Source organism: Paraburkholderia sp. RL17-381-BIF-C (assembly GCF_046026435.1).
Taxonomy (GTDB): domain Bacteria; phylum Pseudomonadota; class Gammaproteobacteria; order Burkholderiales; family Burkholderiaceae; genus Paraburkholderia.
Genome location: NZ_JARESX010000036.1, coordinates 1 through 25,006, shown reverse-complemented (window position 1 = coordinate 25,006; position 25,006 = coordinate 1). Strand labels below are relative to the sequence as shown.

Here is a 25,006-nt window from a genome sequence, read left to right as displayed (position 1 = left end):
GATGCAGACTCAACAACTCGTCGCACTCGCGCTCGCTCTGGCGGCGCTCGGCTTGCTGCTGATCGCAGGCCTCGTGCTGGCGCGCGTGGCGGCGGCGCGGCGCAGCGAACGCACCCTGCGCCACGCGCTCGACGAGCGCGCGCTGCTCGCCGCCGCGGCGGCACGCAATGGAGAAGGCGCACAGGGTGGCGCGAAGGCGGCAGCGCGCAGCGCGCGACCCACGGGTCTCAAAGGCCTGCTCGAGCGCTTTGCGCATGCCGGGATTCGCTGGCTCGACACGCCGTTCGGCCGCCAGGTCGTCGCGGAAGAAGATCGCCGGCTGCTCGAACAATGCGGTTTCGTGGATACGCGCACGCGTGGCCTCTTTCTGGTGGCGCGGCTGGTCGGTGCGCTGGTGCTGCCCGTGCTGGTCGCCATGCTGGCGCGCGGTCAGCTGGAGGGGCCGCGCTATGTGGCGCTGGTGATCATCGCCGCGATGGCGGGCTTCATGTTGCCGAAGGTCGTGTTGCGGCGGCGTGCCAGCAAGCGCCGCAACGCTGTGGTCGACGAGTTGCCGTTGCTGGTCGATCTGCTGCGTCTCCTGCAAGGCGTGGGCTTGTCGCTCGATCAGAGCCTGCAAGTGGTGGTCAACGATTTTCGCGGCATGTTGCCGGTGCTCGCCGGCGAGCTGGAGATCGCGCAACGTCAGTTCGCCGCGGGACGCACGCGCGAGCAGTCGCTGAACCGGCTCGCGACGAGTTACGACAACGAAGATCTGCGCGCGGTGATGCGCTTGCTGGTGCAGGTCGACCGGCACGGCGGCGCCGTGCAGGAACCGCTCAAGCAGTTCGGCGACCGCCTGCGGGAGACGCGCCGCGCGATGCTGCGCGAACGTATCGGCCGGCTCGCCGTGAAGATGACAGGCGTGATGATCGTGACGCTGTTGCCCGCGTTGATGATCGTCACGGCCGGACCCGGCGTGCTGGCTGTCCAGCATTCGCTGGGCGCAGCGAAGCACTGAGGATTTGCCATGACTTACAGTCTCCCGTTCGATTCCGTCAAACCGGGCGCCCGTTGCGCCGCGACGCTGGCCGCGCTGTCGCTGCTCGGCGCGTGTGCGTCCAAAGACCTTGCGGGTTACGGCGTCGGACCGCAGGCCGAGCGCGCCGTGCTGGCCCAGCAGGCCAATAAGGATCCCGCGCCGGACACGCCCGGCATGTACCTCGGCTTGATCGACCGGATGCAATCTCAGGGACTGTACTTCGCTTCGCTCGCGCATATCGATGCGTACGACAAGCAGTACGGCGCGAGCCCCGACTCGATTCTGCTGCGCGCCGACGCGCTGCGTATGACCGATCAGCCTGCCGCCGCCGCGGCCGTCTACGGACAGCTGCTGAAGACGCCGCTCGCCACGCGTGGCTATCGCGGCCTCGGTCTGATCGCCGGCGCGGCCGGCGACTTCACGCGCGCCGCGCAGGAATTTGAGCAGGCGGTCCAGCTTGCGCCGACCGATGCGGCGACCCTGTCCGACCTCGGCTATGCGCGTTTGCGCGACGGCGATGTGGACGGTGCGCGCGTGCCGCTCATGAAGGCAGCCGAACTGGACCCGACCAATCCGAAGATCGTCAGCAACGTGGCGCTCTATCTGCTCGCCAATGGCGACCAGGCGCAGGCGCTGGCCGTGATGAATCAGCAGCAACTCGCGCCGGACGTGCGAGCCGCGATTCGCAGCGACGCGGCGAAAGTGGCTGCGGCAGGGCGCGCGCAACGCGGCGTGCCGGCGCAACCGCAGGTGGGCGCGGGGAGTACGGGCACGCGCACGGTCGCGAGCGCGCAGGGGATCGAGCCCGCGCCGCGCCTGTTGCAGCGTTTCTCGCAATGAGCGGGCGCGTGGCGACTTTGTGCTGAGGCATCAGGCAATCATGGAGCAACAATGAGAAACAGAATGACGAAGCGGGGTTGGCGGGCGTCGATGCCGAGCCGGTGGCTGGCGATGGCCGCGATGGCCGCAATGGCCGGTGTGCTGCTGGGCGCGGCCGCTCCCGCGAGCGCGCAGACGAGCGAAACGGAACAGCCGGTTCAGGCTGTGCAACCGGTGGTGCAGGCCAGTGAAGTGGGTCACGCGGCCCGTGCCTGGCTCGACCTGCAGAGCAGCAATACGCAGGCTGCGCCGGCGCTGCCAATGCTCGGCGCCGAAGCCGGGCTGGCCTACCGTCGGTATATGGAATCGTTCAAGAGCAAGATTCCCGATCTGTACGGCTCCGCATTGAATAGCGGCAGCGGGGGCAGCGGCGCGATGGGCGTGAACAGCGGCATCGGCGGAAGTAGCGGTGGCTCGAACTGACATGCGCAAATTGCCTTTCGCCATGCGCCTCGCCGCGCGCAACGCACGTCCGCTGCGCGCGCGGCGCGCGCTCGCGCGCGGTCAGCACGGCGCGGTCGCGGTGGTCGCGGCGATCTGGCTGAGCCTCGCGATCGCGGCGCTCGGCGCGATCGATGTCGGCAACGTGTATTTCGCGCGCAGGCAATTGCAGCGCACGGCCGATCTGGCCGCGATGGCGGCGGTTCAGATGATCGCCTCCTCGGGCGGTTGCGCGACGGCTACCACCGCCGCGCAGCAGAATGCGAGCGCCAACGGTTTCACGACCGGCAGCACCACGACCATCAGCACCACATGCGGCCGCTGGGACACGAGTTCGAGCACGTACTTCGGCACCAGCGGCAACCCGCTCAATGCGGTGCAGGTGACGACGACTCAACGCGTACCGTACTTCTTCGTCGGACCGAACCGTAACGTCTCGGCGACGGCTACCGCGTTCGCCTCCAACATCGACGCGTTCTCGCTCGGCACCGGCATCGCGACGATCAATACGCAACAGTCGGCGCTGTTGAACGCGATCCTCGGCGGTCTGCTGAAAACCAGCGTGTCGCTGAGCGTGGGCGATACGCAGAGTCTCGCGACGGCGCACGTCAAGCTGGACGATCTGAAGGTGGCGCTGGGTGCCGCGACGATGAAGGGACTGCTCGGCACCACGGTGAGTTTTCAGCAACTGATGGTCGCGATGGTCAACGCGCTGCAGGCGGGCGGCGACACCATCAACGCAGCGATTCTGCAGAAGGTGGCCGTGGCCATTCCCGGCGGGCAGAACATTGCGATCGGCGACGGCGGCAAATCGGCCCCCGGACTGCTCGCGCTCGGCCTTGCTAATCCGAATGCCGCGGCGAGTGCGACGATCAACGCGTTCGATGCTTTACTGGTCGCCGCGCAGATCGCGCAGCGCAGCCCGGACGGCAGCCAGGGCAACGCGCCGGTGATCAATGTGGCGGCTGGGCTGGCGGGCGTGGCCGGCATTTCGCTGCAGATCATCAATCCGCCCGTGCTGGCCGTGGGCGAGGGCGGCACGTCGGCCGACGGGACCTACCGGACTCAAGCGCGCACGGCGGTGATCAACGCGAGTGTGAATCTGTTGCCGGTGATGTTCACGCCGATCAGCCTGAATCTCGGCATCGGCTCGATCAGCATCGCCGCCCTCAATACCCCGATCATGCTTTCGTTGACGAGTGCGAAGGGCACTGCCTTACTCAGTTCGGTCGGCTGCGAATCGACCAAGGCGGCGACCAAGGCCACGATTCAGGTCGCTCCGAGTATTGCTACGGTCTGTCTCGGGGCAAATGCGGCTTGCGGCGGCTTGATCAACATCGCTGACGTTACGGTGTGGACCATTCTGACCGGCACGTTCGACCTCACGCAGATCGCGCTTGGTGGGACCGGCCAATTGCCATTGGCGCCGCCCTCGCCGCAGCCCGTTACCTTCAACGGTTCATCCGGCAGTTTCGACTCGTCGATCACCGTCAATTCCAATGCCGTCGGAAGCGACGCGTCGACGCTAACCGCGCAGCTACTCAAGGCGTTGCCTAACCTGCTGCAAGTGACCGCTGCGGGGCTTGATCTGACAACGGTCACCAAGCCCTTGCTCGCGGCCCTCGCGCCCGTATTGTCGACGGCGCTCCAACCCGTTTTCAACCTGCTCGACGCAGTCCTCGTCCCGACACTTTCCCTGTTGGGCGTTCAGGTCGGCACGGCCACGGTCCACAACATGTCGCTGACGTGCGGCGTCGCGCAACTGGTCAACTAGCCTATCCAAGATGAGAACCACCACCAAAATCGAGGAACTCGATATCTACGTCTGGGAGGGCAAGGCCGACATCGTCGACCGGGTCGCGCGCTGCATGGCGAGCTTCGATGTCGAAGTGATCCGTGCGGACGATATCGCGATCTCGCCCGAACGGACCGCGCTGCGGCCGTCGCTCGCGATCATCAGCGTCTCGGTGATCGACAGCGGCGCGTTGATCCTGCGCGACTGGCAGGCGGCGCACGGCATCCCCGTCGTGTGGGTCGGCGCCGCGCCGCGCGAACACGATCCGGCCACCTATCCGTCCGAGTACTCGCATATCCTGCCGCTCGACTTCACCTGCGCCGAATTGCGCGGCATGGTCATGAAGCTCGTGCTGCAAATGCGCGCGCATAGCGCGAAGACGCACGAGTCCGACGCGATGATCGCGAACTCGGAGTGCATGCAGGCGCTGCTGCACGAAGTCGATACCTTCGCCGACTGCGACACGAGCGTGCTGGTGCACGGCGAAACCGGCGTCGGCAAGGAGCGCATCGCGCAACTGCTGCACGAGAAACATAGCCGCTACGGGCAAGGCCCGTTCGTCGCGGTGAACTGCGGCGCGATTCCCGACGGGCTGTTCGAGTCGCTGTTCTTCGGGCACTCCAAAGGCTCGTTCACGGGCGCGGTGGTCGCGCATAAAGGCTATTTCGAGCAGGCCGACGGCGGCACGCTGTTCCTCGACGAAATCGGCGATCTGCCGCTCTATCAGCAGGTCAAGCTGCTGCGCGTGCTCGAAGACAGCGCGGTTACGCGTATCGGTTCGGCGACGCCGGTGAAGCTCGACTTCCGGCTGGTGGCGGCGACCAACAAATTGCTGCCGCAACTGGTGAAGGACGGCACGTTTCGCGCCGACCTGTACTACCGCCTCGCCGTGATCGAGCTGAAGATCCCGTCACTCGAAGAGCGGGGCGCCGTCGACAAGATTGCGATCTTCAAGGCGTTCATCGCGCAGATCGTCGGCGCCGAGCGTCTGGCTGCTTTGCCCGACCTGCCGTACTGGCTCGCCGATGCCGTGGCCGATACCTATTTCCCTGGCAATGTGCGCGAGCTGCGCAACCTGGCCGAGCGCATTGGCGTAACCGTGCGCCAGATCGGCGCGTGGGATGCGGCGCGCCTGCAACGCCTTCTCGCGCTGGCGCGCACCAGCCAGCCGGTGCCGGCGGAGAGCGTCGCCGAGGTGCTGGTGGACCGCAGCAAATGGGACATGGCCGAGCGTAACCGCGTGCTGGCCGCGCTCGACGCAAACGGTTGGCGTCGCCAGGATACGGCGCTCTATCTCGGCATCAGCCGCAAGGTGCTGTGGGAGAAGATGCGCAAGTACCAAATTTTTGACGAAGAGCCCGAAACACGCGAAAGTGAGTAATAATGAGACGGTTGTACTAAAACAAAAACTGTTCAAGCAGGAATTACATGGACCGAAAGTCGAAACTACGACAGATTGCCTTCGCCGCAGTCATCGCGATGGGGGCAGCGCGGGGTGTCAATGCGCAGGCTCTGCCGGACAGCAGCGCGAGTGCTGGCGCCGTGAGCGGCGTTGTTTCCCAGCCAGGCACGATGGCGGCGTTGCCGGCAACTTCACAGGCGGGACAGGCCCAGACTTCCGCGCTCACGCCCGACGAAGCGAAGCAATCCGCAGCGGGCAACGTGGCGGAATTGCAGCAAATGATCCACGGCTCGGATCTGAGCGAATTGCGCACCACCTATAACGGTAGTTACGGCGCGAGCTTGCTGTTTTACGGCAAGGAAATGACGTACTACGTGGCGCTGTTCCAGCAGAAAAACTTCTGGCGGGTCATCAAGACGCAGGACGCGGCGCGTGCCGACATGATCTACAAGGATTTCGTGCGTCAGACGGTGCAACTGTCGGACGTCGAGATTCGCCGCACGCAACTCGAGGCGCAGAAGGCGTTCACGGAGCGGATGATCGCGCTGTCGCAGGACCGTGCGAACCGCCTGCAGGCGGACCTGGATGTTGCGCGTCAGCAGCAGACCATTGTGGCGAGCCAGCAGCAGCAAACGCGCGCCGAAGCCACGGCGCTCGCTCAGCAGAAAGCTTCCGCGCAAGATCAGTTGCGTGCCGCGCAGCGTCAGGTGCGCGAACTGCAACGCCAGTTGGAAAGCGGTTTGCCCTCACACTGACGGCGATGCTCTGAGGACTGTCGGCTGGGCAGGGCGGCGCGGGATTGGAGATGCCGCCCGACACCTGCCCGCTGTGCTTGCTGCGCAAGCAGCGCATGCCACCCTCGGCATGCGACCTCTGCGATACCTCATCTGACGTGCGCGCGCTCAAGGGTCCGCGCTTGACGCATTGCATCTGCGCAGGCGAGCCCAACGTCCACGACATCATCTCGCTGTGCCCACGTGATACATCAGTGCGGCAATTTCTAGCGCCGCTTCTTTCCCTCCGGAGACGCCTCTTTGTCCTCCACGTGATGCGGGTCTCCCGTGTCCACGGCGATCGGATCGCTGGCGGGAAAACTTTCCTCGAGTGCCTCATCGAGCCTGTTGTCCGCGGACTCAGCGGATTCGGCGGGCGTTTTCGTTTCGGCTTTGTGAGTTTCGTGTTGCTTCTTGCTGGTCATGACGTGCTCCGTGAGAAGAGAGTCGGCAATCCAGCATAGCGCAAAGCGGGCGCCGGCGAATATCGGCCGAATGGCTTAGGACTTCGCGCCGTGAGCGTCTGCTTCAAAAGCGCGAGGCGAACGAGCGGGGAGGCGAAGCGGCGTCGTCAATAAAAACTTAAAACCAATGCGCATCAGCTCGTTTTCCGTGTGTCGACGCAAAGCGGCGCGGGAAAAACAAAATCAATCGCCGATCGTGTTGGCCGGAAGACCGCAACGCATGTCGCGAACCGGCAGTGTCGAGCTCGGGAGGAGCGCAACCAGGAACCCGTGAACAACTAGGCAGCGAGAACCATGAACCGGAAAAAAACTGCGTGCGCACAGCGCCTCAACGCGTCACACGTCGTGGAAGCAGAACTGGAACATCTGGATTGGGCAACGAGGCAACCGGCGCAGCGCATGCTGGACGCCTGCTATTGGCGCCGCCGTGTGCTGGCGGTCAAATGTGGATTCGAACTGACGGAACTGCAGGTGATGCGCCTGGAAAAGATCTTGCAGCGGCTCGGCCATTCAACGGAGTAGCCGAGCGCTGTTGCGGCAACTTACTCGGTGCCGCCATTACCACCGTTACCACCATTACCACCGCCGTTGCCACCGTGACTGCCGCCACCATGGTGGCCGCCGCCATGATTACCACCGTCGCCGCCCGTGCCGAACAAACGACGGCGGCGCGTCACGACCACGGGGCCGTCCGACGTGCTGCTGCTACGATCTGACGCAGGCCGGTCCGAAGACGGCGCGCCATACGACTCGCGCGGTTCACGCGGTTCGCGCGGCTCACGATGATCGCGCGGTTCACGCGAACCGTGCGGACCGCGCGTGGTGTGTTCGCCGTGCGACGGACGCCCCGCGCGCGGAGCCGGACGCGTGCCGGTGTCGAGCTGGATCGTCGAGATCGCGCGCTTGTAGATGCCTTGCAGGCCGACAGGCGTGCGCAGCATCACCAGATACTGATCGAACGACTCGATGCACCCGGTCAGGCGGATGCCATTGACAAGGTAGATCTCAACGCGCTTTCGTTCTTTGCGCGCGGCGTTCATGAAGTCGTTTTGCGGATGCGATTCTGCGGAAGCCATGGACAATTCAGGTTAGAAAGACGGTTGTTCGCCGCGATTCTACCCTGTGTGGGGGCGGAACGCGTCGGCGGGCGAACTGCGTCCACTATAACGGCTTGTGGACACATAAGCATCTGATAACTATTGACTGTAACGTTGAGTTACGAATCTGCGGACGAATGCCGCATTCTTCCGCCACCCGCAGGCCTTCGCGGCGCGGATGGCGGAAAAAGATAGCGCAGGGCGGCGCCTTCAGCGGAATAAACCACCGGCTGCCGGCGTTATATCAGGCATGGCGGCGCTGCATCGTGCGCGCGGCCGATCGGTTGCACGGTTCGCGCAGGCGTCCGGGCGCCCACGAGGAGACTCACCATGAAACTATCCCGCATTCTCTCCGCCGTTTTCGTACTGCTGGCGCTCGCGGGCGGCACGCTCGCGACGAGCGCGTGCACGTCCGCGACCGATAGCAGCGCCTCCGGCACGAGTGGCGGCACGGGCAGCGGCGGCGGCTACTGAACGCCTCGCGCCGGGTGAGTTTCGAAACTGAAGTGATTTCGTGGCTCCCGCAGTTGCGCCGCTACGCGCGCGCACTGACGGGTGACCGCGCCTGGGCCGACGACCTCGTGCAGGATACGGCGGAGCGCGCGCTCGCGCGCTGGGCGGCTTTCCGGCCGGACAGCAATCTGCGCGCGTGGCTGCTGACGATCCTGCGGCATCTCTACATCGACCAGTTGCGCGGCCGCCGCGAGATTGCCGTCGACGAAGAGAGCGCGCCGTGGCGCAATCTCGAAGCGCCTCAGGGTGAAGTCGACGGGCTCGTGCTGCGCGATCTGCAGCGCGCGCTGTATTGTCTGCCGGTCGAACAGCGCGAAGTGCTGTTGCTGGTCTGCGTGGAGGATCTGTCTTATCAGGAAGCGTCGCGCGCACTCGGCGTGCCGATCGGCACGGTCATGTCGCGGCTGTCGCGCGCGCGCGAACATATGCGCGCGTTGCTGACGGAGGGGCCGGCTCAAGGCCCGGCGCGTAAATCTCCGCCGTTGAAAGTAGTGAGAAACCCGTGATGAATAACGACGACTACGATTCCAGCTTGCCCGAAGGGCTCGACCTGCGAGCGCTGTCGGCGTTTGTCGACGATGAATTGCCGGGCACGGAGCGCGCCGCGATCGAGGCGCAACTGCACCAGCATCCGCAGGCCGCCGCGCGCGTGGCCGCCTGGCGCGCGCAGAAATCCGCGTTGCGGGCTTTGTGCGGCGCGCCGCCGCGCAGCGAGCGTGATGAGCGCAATCAACGCCGCGCGGACGATGCCGCCGACGAACCGGCCTTCATCGTGTTGCGCCGGAACACGCCATGGTGGCAGCGAGTGGGCGTCGCGGCCTGCTGGCTGGCGGCAGGCGCCGGGCTCGCGCTGGCTCTGGGTCCGCTCGCGCCGCGTCTGACGGGTGGTGCGTGGGGCGGTTTGGGCGGCCAGCCGCCGAGCTTCGCCCAGCGTGCGGACATCGCTTATGCGGTGTACACGCCGGAGCGTCGTCACCCGGTGGAGGTCGCGGCCAGCGAAGAAGAGCATCTGATCAACTGGCTCTCCAAGCGGCTGAACCGGCCGCTCTCGGTGCCGTCGTTGCAGGAGTATGGCTATTCGCTGGTGGGCGGGCGGCTGTTGCCCGGCGAAGCGGGACCGGCCGCGCAATTCATGTACGAGAACGGCAGCGGCGCGCGGCTCACGCTTTACGTCACTGGCACTTCGCGCGACGAAACCGCGTTCCGGCTGTTGCGCGAAGGCAACCGGCGCACCTTCTACTGGATCAACGACGGCATGGGCTATGCGCTCTCCGGGCCGATCGCAGAAGGCAAACTGCGCACCATCGCCATCGACGTGTGCAGCGCGCTCGGCGGCAAACCGGAGTCTTGGCAGTAGCGGTGTTCGCAGACGCGAAACGCCGTCGCGCGGCGCTGCAATACGCGGTAACCGAAACCGCCGGCGTTGCAGCGGCGCAAGCGGAATAGCGTTGCGCGGCGTTTCGTTTACTCGGTGCTGGATCGTGTCGTCCTCGTGTGCGCATGCGCGGCACGGTTTCGAGCAAGGCAAACCGACGGTGTCTTCACGGCGCCGACACGTTTTTTGCGGGTCGCAACGCCGGTGCGTCGAGGCAGCAAAATCATGTTCACATTTCATCTTTTCGGCAGCCGGCTGTTTAGCGCCGCAGCCTGCCTGTGTTTTTGCGCCGCATGCGCGGCACCCGTCGAGGCGCAAGCGGATCCGGTTTCAGCCGATACGTCGACGTGCCGTTTCGTGGTGGGGCAGGCGGAAATCGACGGCGTCATGCAGCAGATCACCGGCCGCGCGTGCCTGCAAGCGGATGGCACGTGGCAGATCGTCGAAGACGATGCCGCTGCGCAGGCCTTGGCGGATGGGCCGGTCTACTACTACGATCCATGGTACTGGGGGCCACCGGTCGTGTTCGGTGTCGGCGTGTCGTTCGTGTTCGTCGACCGCTTTCATCATTTTCATCACATGGATCATGTGCGCTACATGCACGGCGTGCGCGGACCGTATGGCGTGGGTGGCCATGGCGGTTGGCGCGGTGCGCCGCCCACCCGCTCGTGGGGTGGCATGTCGCATGGCGGCGGTGGAATGCGCCGCTAACCCGCTGCCGCTCGCGCGCGCGGCGACCAAGGAGATGCTTTGATTCGCAGCTTGCCGCCGAAGGTATCCGCCGCGCAGTTCGATCGCGCGCTCGCCGCCTGGCGCTCGATTGTCGGCGAGCCGCAGGTGTTCACCTCGGCGGACGGGCTCGCCGCATATCTCGATCCGTTCGCGCCTGGCGAGCGTGAGGCGTTTTCGGCCAGTGCCGCGCTCTTGCCTGGCTCCGTCGACGAGATTCGCGCGATATTGCGGATTGCCAATCAATTTCGCATTCCGCTGTGGACCGTCTCGACCGGGCGCAACTTCGCCTATGGCGGAGCGGCGCCGCGACTCGCCGGTTCGGTGGTGCTCGATCTGCACCGGATGAACCGCATCATCGAAGTGAACGAGACGATGGGATACGCGCTGGTCGAGCCGGGCGTGAGTTATTTCGATCTGTACGCGTATTTACGCGAGAAAGGCTACAAGCTGTGGGTCGATCCGCCCGCGGCCGGTTGGGGCAGTGTGGTCGGCAATACGCTCGAGCGCGGCTTCGGGTATACGGATTACGGCGACCATGCGGCGTCGCAATGCGGCATGGAAGTGGTGCTGGCCAATGGCGACGTGTTGCGCACGGGAATGGGCGGGATCGAAATCGGCACCGCGTGGCAGTTGTATCAACCGGGCTACGGCCCCTCGTTCGACGCGATGTTCATGCAGTCGAACTACGGCATCGTCACCAAGCTGGGCGTCTGGCTGATGCCCGCGCCGCCCGCGTATCTGCTGGGCGAAATCCAGTTTCGCCATGAAGCGGACCTCGAAGCGATCGTGGAGACTTTGCGTCCGCTGCGGCTCGATGAAACGATCCGCAATCATGCGGTGATCGAAGGCGGCCTGCGCCGCGCGGCCGGTTTGTCGGCACGCGCGCAGTGGTATGACGGGCCGGGCGCGATGCCCGAGCGCGCGGTGACCGCCATGCTCGACAAGCTGAACGTGGGCCGCTGGAATCTGCATTTCGCGCTATACGGTACGCCTGAATTGATCGACGCGCGTTATGCAATCGTGCAGCGCGCGTTTGCCCGTGTGCCGCAGGCACGGTTCTCCGCCACGCGTTATGCGGGCGATGCGCAGCCCACGGCGGGCGGCGACCGCAATCTCGCCGGCATTCCCGCGATGAGCGCGTTTCGCATGCTCGACTGGCGCGGCGGCGCGGGCGCGCATGTCGACTTCGCGCCGGTGTGCCCGGCGACCGGGCGCGACGCGTTGCGTCAATACACGATGGTCAAAACGCGCGCCGCGGAGTACGGCTTTGATTACTACGGCGGTTTTACGGCGGGCGCGCGCCATTTGCATCACATCTTCGCCGCGATTTTCGACCGCGACGACGCGAACCAGGTCGAGCAGGCCGGCGCATTGCTGCGTTCGCTGATGAGCGACGCGCGCGCGGCCGGCTACGGCGAATATCGCGCGCATCTCGCGTATATGGATTTTGCCGCCGCCCAATACAGTTTCAACGACGGCGCCTTGCTGCGCCTCTCGGAAACGATCAAGGACGCGCTCGACCCGAACGGCATTCTCGCGCCGGGCAAGCAGGGCATCTGGCCGGCTGCGTGGCGCGACCGGCGAGGCTATACCTGAGGGCGCGTGTCACCCGATATGACGACAGGAGCGAAGCGAACCATGCATAGGCGCACTTTCATGATGACCGGCGCCTGCCTGCCGAGCGTGGCGGGCAGCGCGTGGCCGTGGCTCGCGCATGGCGCGGCGCGTAGCAACATGGTGGCGGTGGTCGATTCGACGCTCGCGCACGGCGTCGCGCTCGCCGAATATGCCGCGCACAGGCAGTGGCCGATTTTCGAAACCGGCGACGATATTGGCGTGCTCTGGTACACGACCCTCGCACCGCTGCTCGGCGCGACGTCCGCGCGATCGGCGGCGAGGCTGATCGGCCTCACGCGCGCCTCGGATTTCTTCGTCCTTAGCGAATTCGCGACCCGTGCGGGACACCGGGTCGAACGGAGTGACGAGCACGGGACGGGCGCCCACGCGCAACCGGTCCATGTCGCCTTCGCGTTTGCGCCGCGCTAGAACCTGTACGCCTTGTTCTTCGGATCGAACGTCGAATCGTCGAAGGTTTTCGGCGTGATGGTTTCGAACACGATCCGCTCGAAGATATTGCCGTTGTTGTCGTAAGACTCGACGGAGCGGAAATACGGGTGCCGCAGATCGAGGCCGAGCGTCTCTTTTTTCGCGTAGAACTGCGGCTGGCCGTTCGGCGTCTCGAAGGTGAAGGCCACCACGCGCACGCCGTCGATGGTTTTCACGTTTATCGTGGTCGAGCGCGGCAAGCCGGCCTCGGCGTATTTCTTGCCCTCGGCGAGGTACTGATTCGCAATGTATTCGGTACCGAGATCGCGCACGTCATGGTTCGACTGCGCGCGGGCGAGGGCGCCGTGCAGCGAGGTCCACAACGGCATCACGTTCAGGATGCCGCCCAGGTGTCCGTACATCTCGTCGGTCCGCCTGGACTCGTCGTAGATGACTTCCTGGCCCGCGTGCGCGCCATCAGGCAGCCACTTCGCGTAGATTCGCAGCGGGTCGCGCGCGAGGCGCACCAGCATGTGATCGGGCTTATCGGGCCATTGGCCGTGAATGCGTTCCGAACGCAACATGGTGAACTCGTACGACGGATAACCGTTCGGCCCTTCCTTGATATAACGCGGCAACGCGAGCGGATCGAGCGACTGGAATAGCGCGACCAGTTGCGCGTCGTCGAGCTTTTCCATGGCGCCGCTTTGCTGTGCGGCACGCAGCCATTTGACCTGCTGATCCAGCGTGAGCTTGCCGACCTGCGAGGACGGCGTGGCCGGCGCCTTGAGGGTGCTGACGGTATCGAGCGCGGGCGGTGTATCGTCGTTTTGCGCGAATGCGTGAGGCGAGGCCAGCGCGACCGCGCTCGCCACGAGCGCCGCGAGCAGCAGTCTGCGCGACGGCGCGCTTTGCAACGGCGCATGGAGCGACGCCCGTATACCGGCGGCCTGCGTCGAAACACGGGGGAGAGGCATGAAGGCCGACGTGCGGCAAGAGCGTGCGAACGTGCGGTGCTTCATGAATCTCTCCGTAAGGTGACGCGAGGCGCAATCCCAGTCAGGCAGGCTTTTGCTTCGCGAGTTCCTCGTCGCGCAGCGCGCGGCGCAGAATTTTGCCCACGTTGGTTTGCGGCAGCTCGTCGCGGAACTCGACGAGCTTCGGCACCTTATAGCCTGTCAGGTTCTTGCGGCAGTGGGCAATCACCTGTTCGGCCGTCAGCGAAGCATTGCGCTTGACGATGAACACCTTCACCCGTTCGCCCTGTGCGGCGTCGGGCACGCCGATGGCCGCCACTTCCCGCACGTCCGGATGCGCGGCGATCACGTCTTCGATTTCGTTCGGATAGACGTTGAAGCCCGACACCAGGATCATGTCCTTCTTCCGGTCGATCAGGCGGATATAGCCGCGCGAATCCATCACGCCGATGTCGCCCGTGGCGAGCCAGCCGTCGTCGTCGATCACCTTGGCGGTTTCGTCCGGGCGGTTCCAGTAGCCTTTCATCACCTGCGGCCCCTTCACGCACAATTCGCCCGCCTCGCCGATGTTCGCCCAACTGCCGTCGTCTTTCCTGAAACGCACGTGGGTGGACGGCGCGGGCAAACCGATCGAGCCCTCGAAGTCACGCATGTTGTTCAGATCGACGGGATTCATCGACACGATCGGCGAGCATTCGGTCAACCCATATCCCTCGATGATCGGCTTGCCGGTCACCGCCTTGAAGCGCTCGGCCACCGATTTCTGCGTGGCCATGCCGCCCGCCATGGCGAGCTTCAGATTTGAGAAGTCGCGCTTGCAGAACTCCTCGTTTTCGAGGAAGGCGTTGTAGAGCGTATTCACGGCCGTCATACCGGTGAATTTCTCGTGACGGATGATCATCATCACGCGTTTCATGTCGCGCGGATTGGCGATCAGAATGTTGCGCCCGCCCAGCCCCATGAAGATCAGCGCGTTCACGGTCAATGAATAGATGTGGTAGAGCGGCAGCGGCGTGAGCACGGTTTCGATGTCGCCGGTCAGTTGACCCTCGGACCACGCTTTCGCCTGCAGCAGATTGGCGATGATGTTCTTGTGCGTGAGCATCGCGCCCTTGGCGACGCCGGTCGTGCCCCCCGTGTACTGCAGGAACGCGATGTCCGCGTGCGTGGGGTGCACGGGTGTCAGCGGCCGCGAGTAGCCGATCGACAGCGCCTCGAGGAGCGGCACGGCCTTCGGCAGGTTGTACGCGGGCACCATCTTCTTCACGTGCCGGAGCATGAAGTTGAGCAGGCGTCCCTTCAGATTCAGGCCGTCGGCGAGCAGATCGCCGAGACCCGTCACGATGACGTTCTGCACTTTGGTGCCGGGCAGCGCGTCTTCGACCGTCTTCGCGAAGTTCTCGAACACGATGATGGTTTGCGCGCCGCTGTCTTTCAACTGGTGCGCGAGTTCGCGCACCGTATAGAGCGGATTCACGTTCACCACCACGCCGCCGGCTTTCAGCACGCCGAACAGCGACACTGGGTACTGGAACGTGTTCGGCAACATGATCGCCACGCGTTCGCCAGGTTTCACGCCGACGCTTTGCAGATACGCGGCGAACGCGCTGGCCTTGCGGCCGAGTTCGCCGTAGGTCAGGTTCGCGCCCACGCTCACATACGCCACGCGCTCGCGGAACTGCGCAATGCATTCGTCGAAGAACTGCACGACGGATTCGTACTGGTTGACGTCGATGTCGTGCGGCACGTCCGCCGGATAGGACGCGTACCAGATGCCGTCGGTGTTGGGCGCGTGGGTTGCCGCGCTCGGCGCCGCGGAATCCGTGGCGAGCGGGAAAGGGGTGTGAGTGGGCTGCGTCATGATCGTCTCCTCCCATGCAAAGCTTGATGCGGAATAATCGCTGAAGCTAAGGCTTCATCTATTTGTATGCTGATCCTACGACCGTTCACCGCTCCAGAATCGCCACCACACCCTGGCCGCCCGCCGCGCAGATCGAAATCAAACCGCGCGCGGTGCCGGCCGGTTTGTCGAGTTGCGCGAGCATTTTCGCGAGGCCGGCAACAATGCGGCCACCTGTCGCGGCAAACGGATGACCCGTTGCCAGCGAGCTGCCGTTCACATTCAATTTTGCCCGGTCGATTGCCCCGAGCGCGCCTGGCAAACCGAGTTGCGTGCGGCAATACTCGTCATCCTGCCACGCCGTGAGCGTACACAACACCTGTGCGGCAAACGCTTCGTGGATTTCGTACAGATCGAAGTCCTGCAAGCTCAGTCCGGCGCGCGCGAGCATGCGCGGCACGGCGTACGCGGGCGCCATCAGCAGGCCTTCTTTCTTGTCGAAGAAGTCGACGGCCGCGGTCTCGGACCAGCTCAGATACGCGAGCACCGGCAATCCGTGCTGCGCTGCCCAGTCCTCGCTCGCGAGCAGCACGGCGGAGGCGCCGTCGGTGAGCGGCGTCGAATTGCCGGCGGTGAGCGTGCCGGCGTCGCGGTCGAACACGGGCTTCAGGCTCGCGAGTTTTTCGAGCGTGAGGTCGGCGCGCAGATTGTTGTCGCGCGCGAGTCCCCGGTACGGCGTCATCAGGTCGTTGACGAAGCCGCGTGCGTACGCCTGGTTGAGCTTGCGGTGGCTGTCGTAGGCGAGCACGTCCTGCGCCTCGCGCGAAATATTCCAGCGCTTGGCCATCAGCTCGCAATGCTCGCCCATCGAGAGGCCCGTGCGCGGCTCGCCGTTGCGCGGCAGAAGCGGCTTGAAAAACATGCCGGGCCGCAGCTTGGTCAGCGCGCCGACGCGTTGCCCGGCGCTTTTGCCGCGATTCGCCTCAAGCAGAATTTTGCGCATCCGCTCGTTGACGCCGATCGGCGCGTCGGAAGTCGTATCGACGCCGCCCGCAATGCCCACCTCGATCTGTCCCAACGCGATCTTGTTGGCGACGAGAATCGCGGCTTCGAGTCCGGTGCCGCAGGCCTGCTGCACGTCGTAGGCGGGCGTTTCCCTGGCGAGCGTGGTGGACAGCACGGATTCGCGCGTCAAATTGAAGTCGCGCGAATGCTTGATGACGGCGCCCGCCGCGACTTCGCCTAGCCGTTCGCCGTGCAGGTTGTAGCGGTCGATCAGGCCTTGCAGCGTGAAGGTCAGCATGTCCTGATTCGACGCGGTCGCGTAGGCGGTGTTCGAGCGGGCGAACGGAATGCGGTTGCCCCCGACAATGGCGACGCGGCGTACGGCTGGCTGCGGGTTGGACATGCTCGGCTCCTTCGGGTCGTTCCCTGGTTATTGAATGGGCGAATGGTGCGACTGCTGCGATGATCGATTGCGGCGGTCCTGATCGTGGTGATCGTGCTGACCGTCCTGATAGAACAACGATTTCAGCCGGTCCTGATTCCATGACTCGATGCACGCCGCGCGCACCTCATTGCAGTCTCCACTGCATGCGGCCGCGCAAATGCGGCTTTTGCCCGCCGATGTCGCGCACTTCGATGTCGCGTTCGATCAGCGAAGGCGACGCGCTCCACAGCGACGCTTCGCCTGGCAGCAGCATCGGCAGTTTGAATTCGGCGCTGAGCGTGGCTTCCGCGAGCGGCTTGGGCGGTTGCAGCGCGGAGGCGGCGCGCGCCAGCGTCCACATGCCATGCGCGATGGCGCGCGGAAAACCGAACGCCTTCGCCGACAAAGCGGTCAGATGGATCGGGTTGTAGTCGCCCGATACGCCGGCGTAGTCGCGGCCCAGTTGCGATGCGAGTTGCCAGCGCGCGATGCGTTGCAGCGGTTCGGGGCCGAGTTCGAGCGGATCGAGCGCACTGCCGCTCGCCGGCACGCCGCGCTTCAGATAAACGCTGTCGCCGTCCCACACGGCTTCGCCGCGCCGGTACATGCGGGTATGCAGCACGAACGCCTGGCCTTTGTCGTGGCGCAGCAGCGCGCCGAATTCCACCTCGACGCGCAGCATGTCCTTGTAGGCGAGCGGCCGGCGCAGGCGCACGTGGTTGGCCAGATGCACGAGTCCGAGCGCCGGCCACGGAAACGCCGGGTCGGTCAGCATCAGCAGATGCAGGGGAAAAGCGAGCAGGTGCGGATACGTGAGCGGCACGCCGTGCTCGGGGATGAAGCCGCACACGCGCGCATAGCGCCAGATCGGGCCCGGTTCGAGTGGGACGGCGGGGCGCACGAGGCGCAGCGGCGGCAGATGCGTCTCGCGCCCGCGTTTGACGACGCCGGACAACGCGCGCGCGTAGAGCTTCGCGGGCGCCGGCAAGGTCTCGATCACGACGGTCTTCGGCCGCGCCGTGTTCGAGGCATGACCGCCGCCGAACGGGTGCCCCGGCTCGCTCATGATCACGCTCCAATCAGGCTTTGACCGCACACGCGCACGACCTGGCCGCTCACGCCGACCGATCCCGGATGCGCGAGCCAGGCGATGGTCTGCGCGACGTCGACCGGCTGGCCGCCCTGGCTCATCGAATTCATGCGACGACCGGCTTCGCGGATGGTCAGCGGAATCTTCGCGGTCATCTGCGTCTCGATGAAGCCGGGCGCCACCGCATTGATCGTGATGCCACGCGCGCGCAGCGACGGCGCCATGCTCTGCACCCGGCCGATCACGCCGGCCTTCGAGGTGGCGTAATTGGTCTGGCCGAGATTGCCGGCAATGCCGCTGATCGACGACACGCCGATGATCCGGCCGCCGTCGCGCAGAATGCCGGCGGCGAGCAGGGCGTCGTCGATCCGCTCCTGCGCGGACAGGTTGATGTCGATCACGCTTTGCCACGCGGCGTCGGTCATCTTCGCGATGGTTTTGTCCTTCGTGATGCCGGCGTTGTGCACGACGATATCCACGCCCTGTTCGTCGAGCGCGGCGGCGATTTGCGCGGGCGCTTCGGGGGCGGCGATGTCGAACGCGAGCGCGGTGCCGTTCAGCTGACGCATGGTCGCGTCGAGCGCCTCGCGCGCTGAAGGAATGTCGATGCCGATCACGTGCGCGCCTTCGGCCGCCAGCACGCTCGCAATCGAGGCGCCGATGCCGCGCGCGGCGCCCGTCACGATCGCGCGCCGGCCCGCGAGCGGCTGCTGCCAGTCGAACGCCGGCATGGCCTCATGGCCCGCGCCGGCAGCGGCGATGCGTACGACCTGACCCGACACATAAGCCGAACGTGGTGACAGAAAGAATCGCAACGTCGCTTCCGCGCCGTTCTCGGCGCCTTGCTCCACATAGACGAGATTGGCGGTGATGCCACGCCGGGCTTCCTTGCCGAGCGAACGCGTGAGGCCTTCGAGCGCGCGCTGCGCGGTCCACTGACGTGGCGTCGCACAGCTTTCCGGCGGCCGTCCCAGCACGATGATGCGCCCGCACTTGCCGAGCGAGCGCAGCGTGTCGTGAAAGAAGCCCTGCAGCGGTTCGAGCTGAGTGCTGTCTTCGATTCCGCTCGCGTCGAACAGCAGGGCCGCGAGCTTGCCTTGCGATGCAGAGTCGGCAGGTTCGAAACGGCCCGTCATGAGACCGTGGCGATTGGCGAGCGGCACCCATAGCCCGGCGCTCTCATGCGCGACGCTCGTCACGCCGATGCTGGCCACGAGATTTGCGAGCGCGTCGAGCAACTGCGGTTCACGGCCCGCACCGATCGCCACCAGACCGCCGAACTCGGGCTGGTCGGCGCGAAAGCGGCGCAGCACCTCGGGCTTGGGCAGGCCGAGCGAGCGCGCAAGACGCGCGCCGAACGGCGAATTGACGAAGTTCAGATAAGAGTCGTTCATATTATTGGTTGCTCCGCTGGCCACGCCTCGAAGGAAGCCGCCCGCCTCAAAGGGGTTCGTCTTTGGGGAATCGGGGGCGTCGAACGTGTGTCAGTGTGCACCGAGTTCGGCGCACGCGGCGCGCCTTGCCCGGATGTTTTTTTCAGGCCGGCGCAGGGCTCAGGCCGCGAGCTCCAGCGCCTTTTCCAGGGTCTCCTTGCGCTTTTGCAGGTTGGCGAGCATGTCGAAGTCGGCGGGGAAGTCGTCCACCTTCACGACTTGCGCGCCATAACGCGCGTAATCGTCCAGCACGCGGCGCTCGTCGGCGTCGAGCAGGCCTTTTCTCTGTGCCGCTTCGTTCCATGCGGCCAGTTGCGGCAGGCTCTGCGGCATTGGTTCGAGCAGGCCTTGCTTGACCGCTTCACGCAGCTTCTGGTCGATCTGCGTGAAGCGCGGGTTCAGCTCGAACACCAGCTCGCCGTAACCGAGCGCGTCGACATCCGGATGCGGCACGTACGAATCGGACACCAGACGGTTGCGCGCGGCGCCAGGTGTCTGCATGAGTTCCGCGATTTCGCTGCCGAGGCGGTCGGACGGTTCGCGGTGGGGCAACCCGAACGGGAACGCGAGCACGCGCACGAGGCCGGCGGCGAGACGGTTCGGATAGTTGGCGAGCACGCCGTCGAGCGCATGTTGCGCCTTGTACAGCGAATCCTCCACGCCCCAGCGAACCAGCGGCAGGTCTTCTTCCTGACGGCCTTCGTCTTCGAAACGCTTGAGCGTGGCCGAGATCAGATAGAGCTGCGACAGCACGTCGCCCAGACGCGCGGAGATGCGCTCACGGCGTTTCAGGTCGCCGCCGAGCACGAACATCGAGACATCGGCGAGCAGCGCGAACGCGGTGGACAGGCGCGTGGCCGCACGATAGTAAGCATGCAGCGGTGCATACGCCGTGCGCGGTTTGACGATGAACGCGCCACCCGTCACGCCGTACACGAAACTGCGCACCACGTTGGACAGCGTGAAGCTGACGTGGCCGAAGAACGCCGCGTCGAAATCGCGCAGCGCGCGGGCGCGATCCGTTTCGCGCGTGGCGGCCATTTCCTTCAGAACATACGGATGGCAGCGGATCGCGCCCTGGCCGAAGATGATGAGGCAGCGCGTGAGAATGTTCGCGCCTTCCACGGTGATCGCAATCGGCACCTGCTGATAGGCGCGCGCGAGAAAGTTCGACGGCCCCATGCAGATGCCCTTGCCGGCGGCGATATCCATGCCGTCGTTGATGACCATGCGGGCGCGCTCGGTGATGTGATATTTGGCGATCGCCGAAATCACCGAGGGCTTTTCGCCGAGATCCACCGCATGCGCCGACAGGCGGCGCGCGGCGTCCATCACGTACAGGTTGCCGCCCATGCGGCCGAGCGCTTCCTGCACGCCCTCGAACTTGCCGACGGCGGTGCGGAACTGGCGGCGAACCGCGGCGTAAGCGCCGGTGCCGCGCACGGCGATTTTCGCCATCCCCACATTCGAAGACGGCAGCGAAATCGCCCGGCCCGCGGCCAGACATTCCATCAGCATGCGCCAGCCGTTGCCGACCTGGGCGCGCCCGCCGATCACCCAGTCGAGCGGAATGAAGACGTCCTTGCCCGAGTTCGGGCCGTTCTGGAACACGGCGTTGAGCGGCCAGTGACGGCGGCCGATGTTCACGCCCGGATGGTCGGTCGGAATCAGCGCGCAGGTGATGCCGGGTTCGTTGTCCGTGCCGAGCAGATGGTCGGGATCGAGCGCGCGAAACGCGAGGCCGAGCACGGTGGCGATCGGACCGAGCGTGATGTAGCGCTTGTCCCACGTCACGCGAAAACCGAGCGTCTCGCGACCTTCGAATGTGCCCTTGCACACGATGCCGACGTCCGGAATCGCCGCCGCGTCGGACCCCGCGTAAGGGCTCGTCAACGCGAAGCAGGGGATTTCCTCGCCGCGTGCGAGGCGTGGCAAATAGTGGTTTTTCTGCTCGTCGGTGCCGTAGTGCATCAGCAACTCGGCCGGGCCGAGCGAGTTCGGCACCATCACCGAAACGGCGGCGGCCGAGCAGCGCGTGGCGAGCTTCATGATGACCTGCGAATGCGCGTAGGCGGAGAACTGCTTGCCGCCGTACTGCTTCGGAATGATCATGCCGAGAAAGCCGCGCTCCTTGATGAACTGCCAGGTGGTCGGCGACAGATCCTGCCAGACCATGGTGGTTTCCCAGTCGTTCGCGAGATCGCACAGCTGCTCGCATTCGACGTCGAGGAACGACTGCTCCTCCGCTGTCAGCGTGGCGGGACCGTAGCCGAGCAGCTTGTCCCAGTGCGGGCGTCCCGAGAACAGTTCGGCGTCCCACCAGACCGTGCCGGCTTCGATCGCATCACGCTCGGTCGGCGACATCTCCGGCAGGATCTTGCGGAAGATGTCGAGCACCGGTTTCGCGAGCCACGCGCGGCGCAGCGGCTTGAGCGCGAGTACGAGAGCAGGCAGGACGAATACGATGGCGAGCAGCGTCGTGGCCAGCGGTCCCGCCGCGCCGCTCACATGCGCGGCCGCGACCCAGACGATCATGAAGGCAAGCCACCAGACGGCGCGTGCCTGAACGTAGACGAGCGCGAAAGCGGCGATGACGAGCACTAGGATGAACCACGGCATGACGTTTCCTCCTGTTTCGATGGTGCGTGCGAACGCATCCACGGGGCGCGGATGGTGCGCGTTCTAATGATTTTGTTTCCGGCGAGCGGGATGCTTTGTCGCGCGTCCGGGTGTTGCCTGCGTTTCGCTTTCCTGTCGAGCCTGCTTCGTTGGCGTGTCGCGTTTGTAGTTCGACAGCGCGGCGACGCTTAGGTGCGGGACTTAGACGTCCCGCTCAGGTTGCTGGTCAGGTCGTTGCTCAGGTATGCAGCGTTCATGATGTCCGGTCGCCTTCCTGCTGAGTGTGTATCGGGAACGTGTTGCTTCTCTGATGCTGACCGGCTCTGTAGGGATTGCCGGTCGAGGACTCTTTCGATGCTGCGGCATGCTTAGCGTTGCGTGGGTTGCTTGCATGGTGCGGCGGCGATCCGATTATTGCCTTGCATGGGCACTCCGTGGCGGACGGCTCACGACAGTGCCGTCCGCCACGGTTTAACGCTATGCCGTGCCGTGAAGCGCCTGCTGAAACGCGCCCGCTTCCATAGTGCCGCCATGCCGTTCGCCTTCCGATACGGACGGGAAGGGCGACGCCGACGCCGATTCGCCCGACTCGCGTGCGGCGCTCGTCGCGCTCGCCGCGCTTTCCGTGCCGTCTCCAGTCGCGCATTCCGAGCCGCCTTCAGTCGCGTCGCCCAGCACCGCGGCGAACACGGCCAGTTGCGAGCCGTCGGGCAGCGGTGCCTTGAGCGCGGCCACCATCAGCGAGGCGAGACGTGCGATGAGCTGCAGATCGTTCATCGACTTGCCTTGCGAAAACTCGGAAAGCAGACTGTCCGTGTCGGTGCCGGCCAGCACGCCCGAGAGCGCGCCGATCGCAAAGTGAAGGCGCCAGCCGAGTTCCTCGCGCGGCAGATGCGGCAGCGCGCGCTGGAACGCATCGAAAAAGCGCACCGCCACGGAAGCGTAATGCCCGTTCAGAAAGTCGCGAATGAACGACGACGGGTCGGTATAAGCGCGGCCGAGCAAACGCAGAAACGCCTTGCCACCCACGCGCGGATCACGTGACAGGCGCAGCGCCGGAATGAACATCGCGCCGAGCACATGCTCGCAGGTCAGGCGCTCGCCGAGCATGGCGTCGAAGCGGTCGAGCAGCTTGAGCCGCTCCTGATTGAGACGGTCGAGACGGCGTGACAGCATCGAGTGGATCAGCGACTCCTTGCTGCCGAAGTGGTAGTTCACTGCCGCGAGATTCACTTCGGCGCGCGAAGTGATCTGGCGCAGCGACATGGCCTCGTAGCCGCATTCGATAAAAAGCGTTTCGGCGGCGTCGAGGATGCGGGACTTCGTATCGCCGGCATGCCGGCCTGTTGTGCGAACTGCCATGTTGCGTCTCCCAGTTGCCGGGCATCCGGCCCGCAAACAAGCGATTCAAATGTCGATTTGAAACAGCCGTTTTTTTCAGGATAAGAAGGAATGATGCGTGCGAGCAAGGGGTCGGTGTCGACTAACTCCTCTAGAAGACCTGACGAAGGTCGAGCTTTCCTTGCGCGCAGTGCGTCAAACCGCGCGGAAATAAAAAAGGCCGTTCCGATGAAAATCGGAACGGCCTCGTATTGCTTTGCTACCTGTGTTTGGCCCTGCTTCTGTTTGCTGACGCGTGCTTTGCGTCGCGGCGGTTCGAGCCGCCTTTGCAGGCTATTGTGCCTGATAACGCGCCGGCAAAATAGCTGTTTAGTTCGAACGCTTAAAGCTGTGCCGCCACCTGTTTGGCGGACTGCGTCATGTCGATGCCGCGGCGCTCGCGGCTGAACGGGATCAGCGCGGCGATCACCACCGCCACGATGCCGATCACGACCGCCATGATGAGCGCGTAGTTGTTGCCGTGCGCTTCAGCAGCGCTCGCCTGCAACGGGCCGTTGACCGACGCGATCAGATTGCCGAGTTGATACACGAGACCGGGGAACGTCGCGCGAATTTCGTCGGGCGAGATTTCGTTCAGGTGTACCGGAATCACACCCCATGCGCCCTGCACCGAGATCTGCATCAGGAAGGCGCCGAGCGCGAGCAGCACCGGCGTGCTCGAGAATGCCCACAGCGGCAGCACCGGCAACGCGATCAATGCGGCGATGAAGATCGCGCGTTTGCGGCCGATCTTCTCGGACAACGAACCGAAGAACAGGCCGCCGCAAATCGCGCCGACATTCAGCGTGATCGTGATCCACGAGACCGTATGCGCGTCGAACTGATGCTGCACGCGCAGGAAGGTCGGATACAGATCTTGCGAGCCGTGCGAGAAGAAGTTGAACGCGGTCATCAGAACGATCGCGTACAGCGACAACTTGATGTTCTGCCTGAGCGTGGCGACGAGACCAGGTCGCGCTTTCTTTTCGAGCGTCTTGAAGGCGGGCGATTCCGGCACATGCGCGCGTACGTACAGCACGAGCAACGCCGGCAGCACGCCGACGAAAAACATGCCGCGCCAGCCGATGTATTGATAGAACACGCCGAACACGACCGAGGCGAGCAGATAACCGCTCGGATAACCGGCTTGCAGCAGACCCGAGACGATGCCGCGCGATTTCGGCGGCACGGTTTCCATGGTCAATGCGCCACCGACGCCCCATTCGCCGCCCATCGCGATACCGAACAGCGCGCGCAGCACGAGCAGGGTGGCCAGATTCGGTGAAAAGCCGGAGAGCAATTCCAGTAGCGAGAAGCACGCGATGTTGACCATCAGCGTGGGACGGCGGCCGTACTTGTCGGCGAGCCAGCCGAAAATCAACGCGCCGAGCGGACGCATCATCAAGGTCAACATAATGCCGAAGGCGACTTCGGGGATTTTTGTATTGAACTCCGCCGCGATATCTTTCAATACGAACACCATTAGAAAGAAATCGAATGCGTCGAGTGTCCAGCCCAGATAGGCGGCGATCGTGACGTTTCTCTGTTCCCGTGTCCAGCTCATTGATTGTTCTCCTGAGTCCCCGATATCCCGTGATCGGCCACGGGCGGCTGTGCAGCCCCGTACGCTCCCGTGGCATAGGCTTCGAGCGAGTGTACGCCGACTGTTAAACGCTTGCATGAATGAACGCGCGTTTATC

The 25,006-nt window shown here is 64.7% G+C and carries 23 protein-coding genes; 13 read left to right on the top strand and 10 right to left on the bottom strand.

Annotated features, from left to right (window positions below):
- Nucleotide 1 precedes the first annotated feature (1 nt).
- The 6 genes from P0D70_RS21850 to P0D70_RS21825 are packed head-to-tail and all read left to right on the top strand — an operon-like array spanning nucleotide 2 to nucleotide 6,293.
- Complete coding sequence (locus tag P0D70_RS21850) at nucleotides 2–1,000, top strand: type II secretion system F family protein (RefSeq protein WP_408186012.1); 999 nt, start codon at nucleotides 2–4, stop codon at nucleotides 998–1,000.
- Nucleotides 1,001–1,009: 9 nt separating this feature from the next.
- The gene (locus tag P0D70_RS21845) at nucleotides 1,010–1,861 is read left to right on the top strand and encodes a tetratricopeptide repeat protein (protein ID WP_408186011.1); all 852 of its coding nucleotides are present in this window, start codon (nucleotides 1,010–1,012) and stop codon (nucleotides 1,859–1,861) included.
- A gap of 51 nt (nucleotides 1,862–1,912) precedes the next feature.
- A complete protein-coding gene (locus P0D70_RS21840; RefSeq protein ID WP_408186010.1) occupies nucleotides 1,913–2,323 on the top strand; it encodes a DUF3613 domain-containing protein in 411 nt (136 codons plus the stop codon).
- A 1-nt stretch (nucleotide 2,324) separates the two neighbouring features.
- On the top strand, nucleotides 2,325–4,115 hold the full coding sequence (locus tag P0D70_RS21835) for a TadG family pilus assembly protein (protein ID WP_408186009.1): 1,791 nt from the start codon (nucleotides 2,325–2,327) through the stop codon (nucleotides 4,113–4,115).
- Between the two features lie 10 nt (nucleotides 4,116–4,125).
- Nucleotides 4,126–5,517, top strand: coding sequence for a sigma 54-interacting transcriptional regulator (locus tag P0D70_RS21830; protein WP_091794812.1), 1,392 nt, complete (start codon nucleotides 4,126–4,128; stop codon nucleotides 5,515–5,517).
- Nucleotides 5,518–5,564: 47 nt separating this feature from the next.
- Nucleotides 5,565–6,293, top strand: coding sequence for a DUF2968 domain-containing protein (locus P0D70_RS21825; protein WP_408186008.1), 729 nt, complete (start codon nucleotides 5,565–5,567; stop codon nucleotides 6,291–6,293).
- 245 nt (nucleotides 6,294–6,538) lie between these two features.
- Here P0D70_RS21825 and P0D70_RS21820 read toward each other — a convergent pair whose 3' ends face one another.
- Nucleotides 6,539–6,736 (bottom strand): hypothetical protein, encoded by a 198-nt coding sequence (locus P0D70_RS21820; RefSeq protein WP_091794806.1) that lies wholly within the window; start codon nucleotides 6,734–6,736, stop codon nucleotides 6,539–6,541.
- A gap of 333 nt (nucleotides 6,737–7,069) precedes the next feature.
- On the opposite strand from P0D70_RS21820, the gene P0D70_RS21815 reads away from it, so the two are divergent.
- Nucleotides 7,070–7,297, top strand: coding sequence for a hypothetical protein (locus P0D70_RS21815; protein WP_091800581.1), 228 nt, complete (start codon nucleotides 7,070–7,072; stop codon nucleotides 7,295–7,297).
- A 20-nt stretch (nucleotides 7,298–7,317) separates the two neighbouring features.
- Here P0D70_RS21815 and hfq read toward each other — a convergent pair whose 3' ends face one another.
- A complete protein-coding gene (hfq, locus tag P0D70_RS21810) occupies nucleotides 7,318–7,851 on the bottom strand; it encodes an RNA chaperone Hfq (protein ID WP_408186007.1) in 534 nt (177 codons plus the stop codon).
- A gap of 351 nt (nucleotides 7,852–8,202) precedes the next feature.
- Here hfq and P0D70_RS21805 point away from each other — a divergent pair, with 351 nt between their 5' ends.
- The 6 genes from P0D70_RS21805 (at nucleotide 8,203) to P0D70_RS21780 (ending at nucleotide 12,538) form a co-directional block, all read left to right on the top strand.
- On the top strand, nucleotides 8,203–8,346 hold the full coding sequence (locus P0D70_RS21805; protein WP_177204988.1) for a hypothetical protein: 144 nt from the start codon (nucleotides 8,203–8,205) through the stop codon (nucleotides 8,344–8,346).
- A gap of 14 nt (nucleotides 8,347–8,360) precedes the next feature.
- Nucleotides 8,361–8,891 (top strand): sigma-70 family RNA polymerase sigma factor, encoded by a 531-nt coding sequence (locus P0D70_RS21800; protein WP_408186006.1) that lies wholly within the window; start codon nucleotides 8,361–8,363, stop codon nucleotides 8,889–8,891.
- Nucleotides 8,891–9,742 (top strand): anti-sigma factor, encoded by an 852-nt coding sequence (locus tag P0D70_RS21795; RefSeq protein WP_408186036.1) that lies wholly within the window; start codon nucleotides 8,891–8,893, stop codon nucleotides 9,740–9,742. The genes P0D70_RS21800 and P0D70_RS21795 overlap by 1 nt, the downstream gene beginning before the upstream one ends.
- A gap of 243 nt (nucleotides 9,743–9,985) precedes the next feature.
- On the top strand, nucleotides 9,986–10,471 hold the full coding sequence (locus P0D70_RS21790) for a hypothetical protein (RefSeq protein WP_408186005.1): 486 nt from the start codon (nucleotides 9,986–9,988) through the stop codon (nucleotides 10,469–10,471).
- Between the two features lie 39 nt (nucleotides 10,472–10,510).
- The gene (locus tag P0D70_RS21785; RefSeq protein WP_408186004.1) at nucleotides 10,511–12,088 is read left to right on the top strand and encodes an FAD-binding oxidoreductase; all 1,578 of its coding nucleotides are present in this window, start codon (nucleotides 10,511–10,513) and stop codon (nucleotides 12,086–12,088) included.
- A gap of 42 nt (nucleotides 12,089–12,130) precedes the next feature.
- Nucleotides 12,131–12,538 carry a hypothetical protein gene (locus tag P0D70_RS21780; protein WP_408186003.1) on the top strand — a complete coding sequence of 136 codons (408 nt, stop codon included), beginning with the start codon at nucleotides 12,131–12,133 and terminating at the stop codon, nucleotides 12,536–12,538.
- On the opposite strand, the gene P0D70_RS21775 is transcribed toward P0D70_RS21780, so the two are convergent.
- From P0D70_RS21775 to P0D70_RS21740, 8 genes are all read right to left on the bottom strand, one after another.
- Nucleotides 12,535–13,560: a DUF1571 domain-containing protein gene (locus P0D70_RS21775; RefSeq protein ID WP_408186002.1), complete on the bottom strand. Its 1,026-nt coding sequence runs from the start codon at nucleotides 13,558–13,560 to the stop codon at nucleotides 12,535–12,537. The genes P0D70_RS21780 and P0D70_RS21775 overlap by 4 nt on opposite strands.
- A gap of 37 nt (nucleotides 13,561–13,597) precedes the next feature.
- The gene (locus P0D70_RS21770; RefSeq protein ID WP_091794786.1) at nucleotides 13,598–15,376 is read right to left on the bottom strand and encodes an AMP-binding protein; all 1,779 of its coding nucleotides are present in this window, start codon (nucleotides 15,374–15,376) and stop codon (nucleotides 13,598–13,600) included.
- Nucleotides 15,377–15,461: 85 nt separating this feature from the next.
- Nucleotides 15,462–16,763: an acetyl-CoA C-acetyltransferase gene (locus P0D70_RS21765; protein WP_408186001.1), complete on the bottom strand. Its 1,302-nt coding sequence runs from the start codon at nucleotides 16,761–16,763 to the stop codon at nucleotides 15,462–15,464.
- 166 nt (nucleotides 16,764–16,929) lie between these two features.
- Nucleotides 16,930–17,850, bottom strand: a complete 921-nt coding sequence (locus tag P0D70_RS21760) for a MaoC family dehydratase (RefSeq protein ID WP_408186000.1) — start codon at nucleotides 17,848–17,850, stop codon at nucleotides 16,930–16,932.
- Between the two features lie 2 nt (nucleotides 17,851–17,852).
- Complete coding sequence (locus tag P0D70_RS21755; RefSeq protein ID WP_408185999.1) at nucleotides 17,853–19,268, bottom strand: 3-oxoacyl-ACP reductase; 1,416 nt, start codon at nucleotides 19,266–19,268, stop codon at nucleotides 17,853–17,855.
- A gap of 159 nt (nucleotides 19,269–19,427) precedes the next feature.
- On the bottom strand, nucleotides 19,428–21,926 hold the full coding sequence (locus tag P0D70_RS21750) for an acyl-CoA dehydrogenase (RefSeq protein ID WP_408185998.1): 2,499 nt from the start codon (nucleotides 21,924–21,926) through the stop codon (nucleotides 19,428–19,430).
- Between the two features lie 477 nt (nucleotides 21,927–22,403).
- Nucleotides 22,404–23,288, bottom strand: a complete 885-nt coding sequence (locus tag P0D70_RS21745; protein ID WP_091794772.1) for a TetR/AcrR family transcriptional regulator — start codon at nucleotides 23,286–23,288, stop codon at nucleotides 22,404–22,406.
- A gap of 361 nt (nucleotides 23,289–23,649) precedes the next feature.
- Entirely contained in the window at nucleotides 23,650–24,870 is a 1,221-nt protein-coding gene (locus tag P0D70_RS21740; protein WP_408185997.1) for an MFS transporter, read from the bottom strand.
- Between the last annotated feature and the right edge of the window lie 136 nt (nucleotides 24,871–25,006).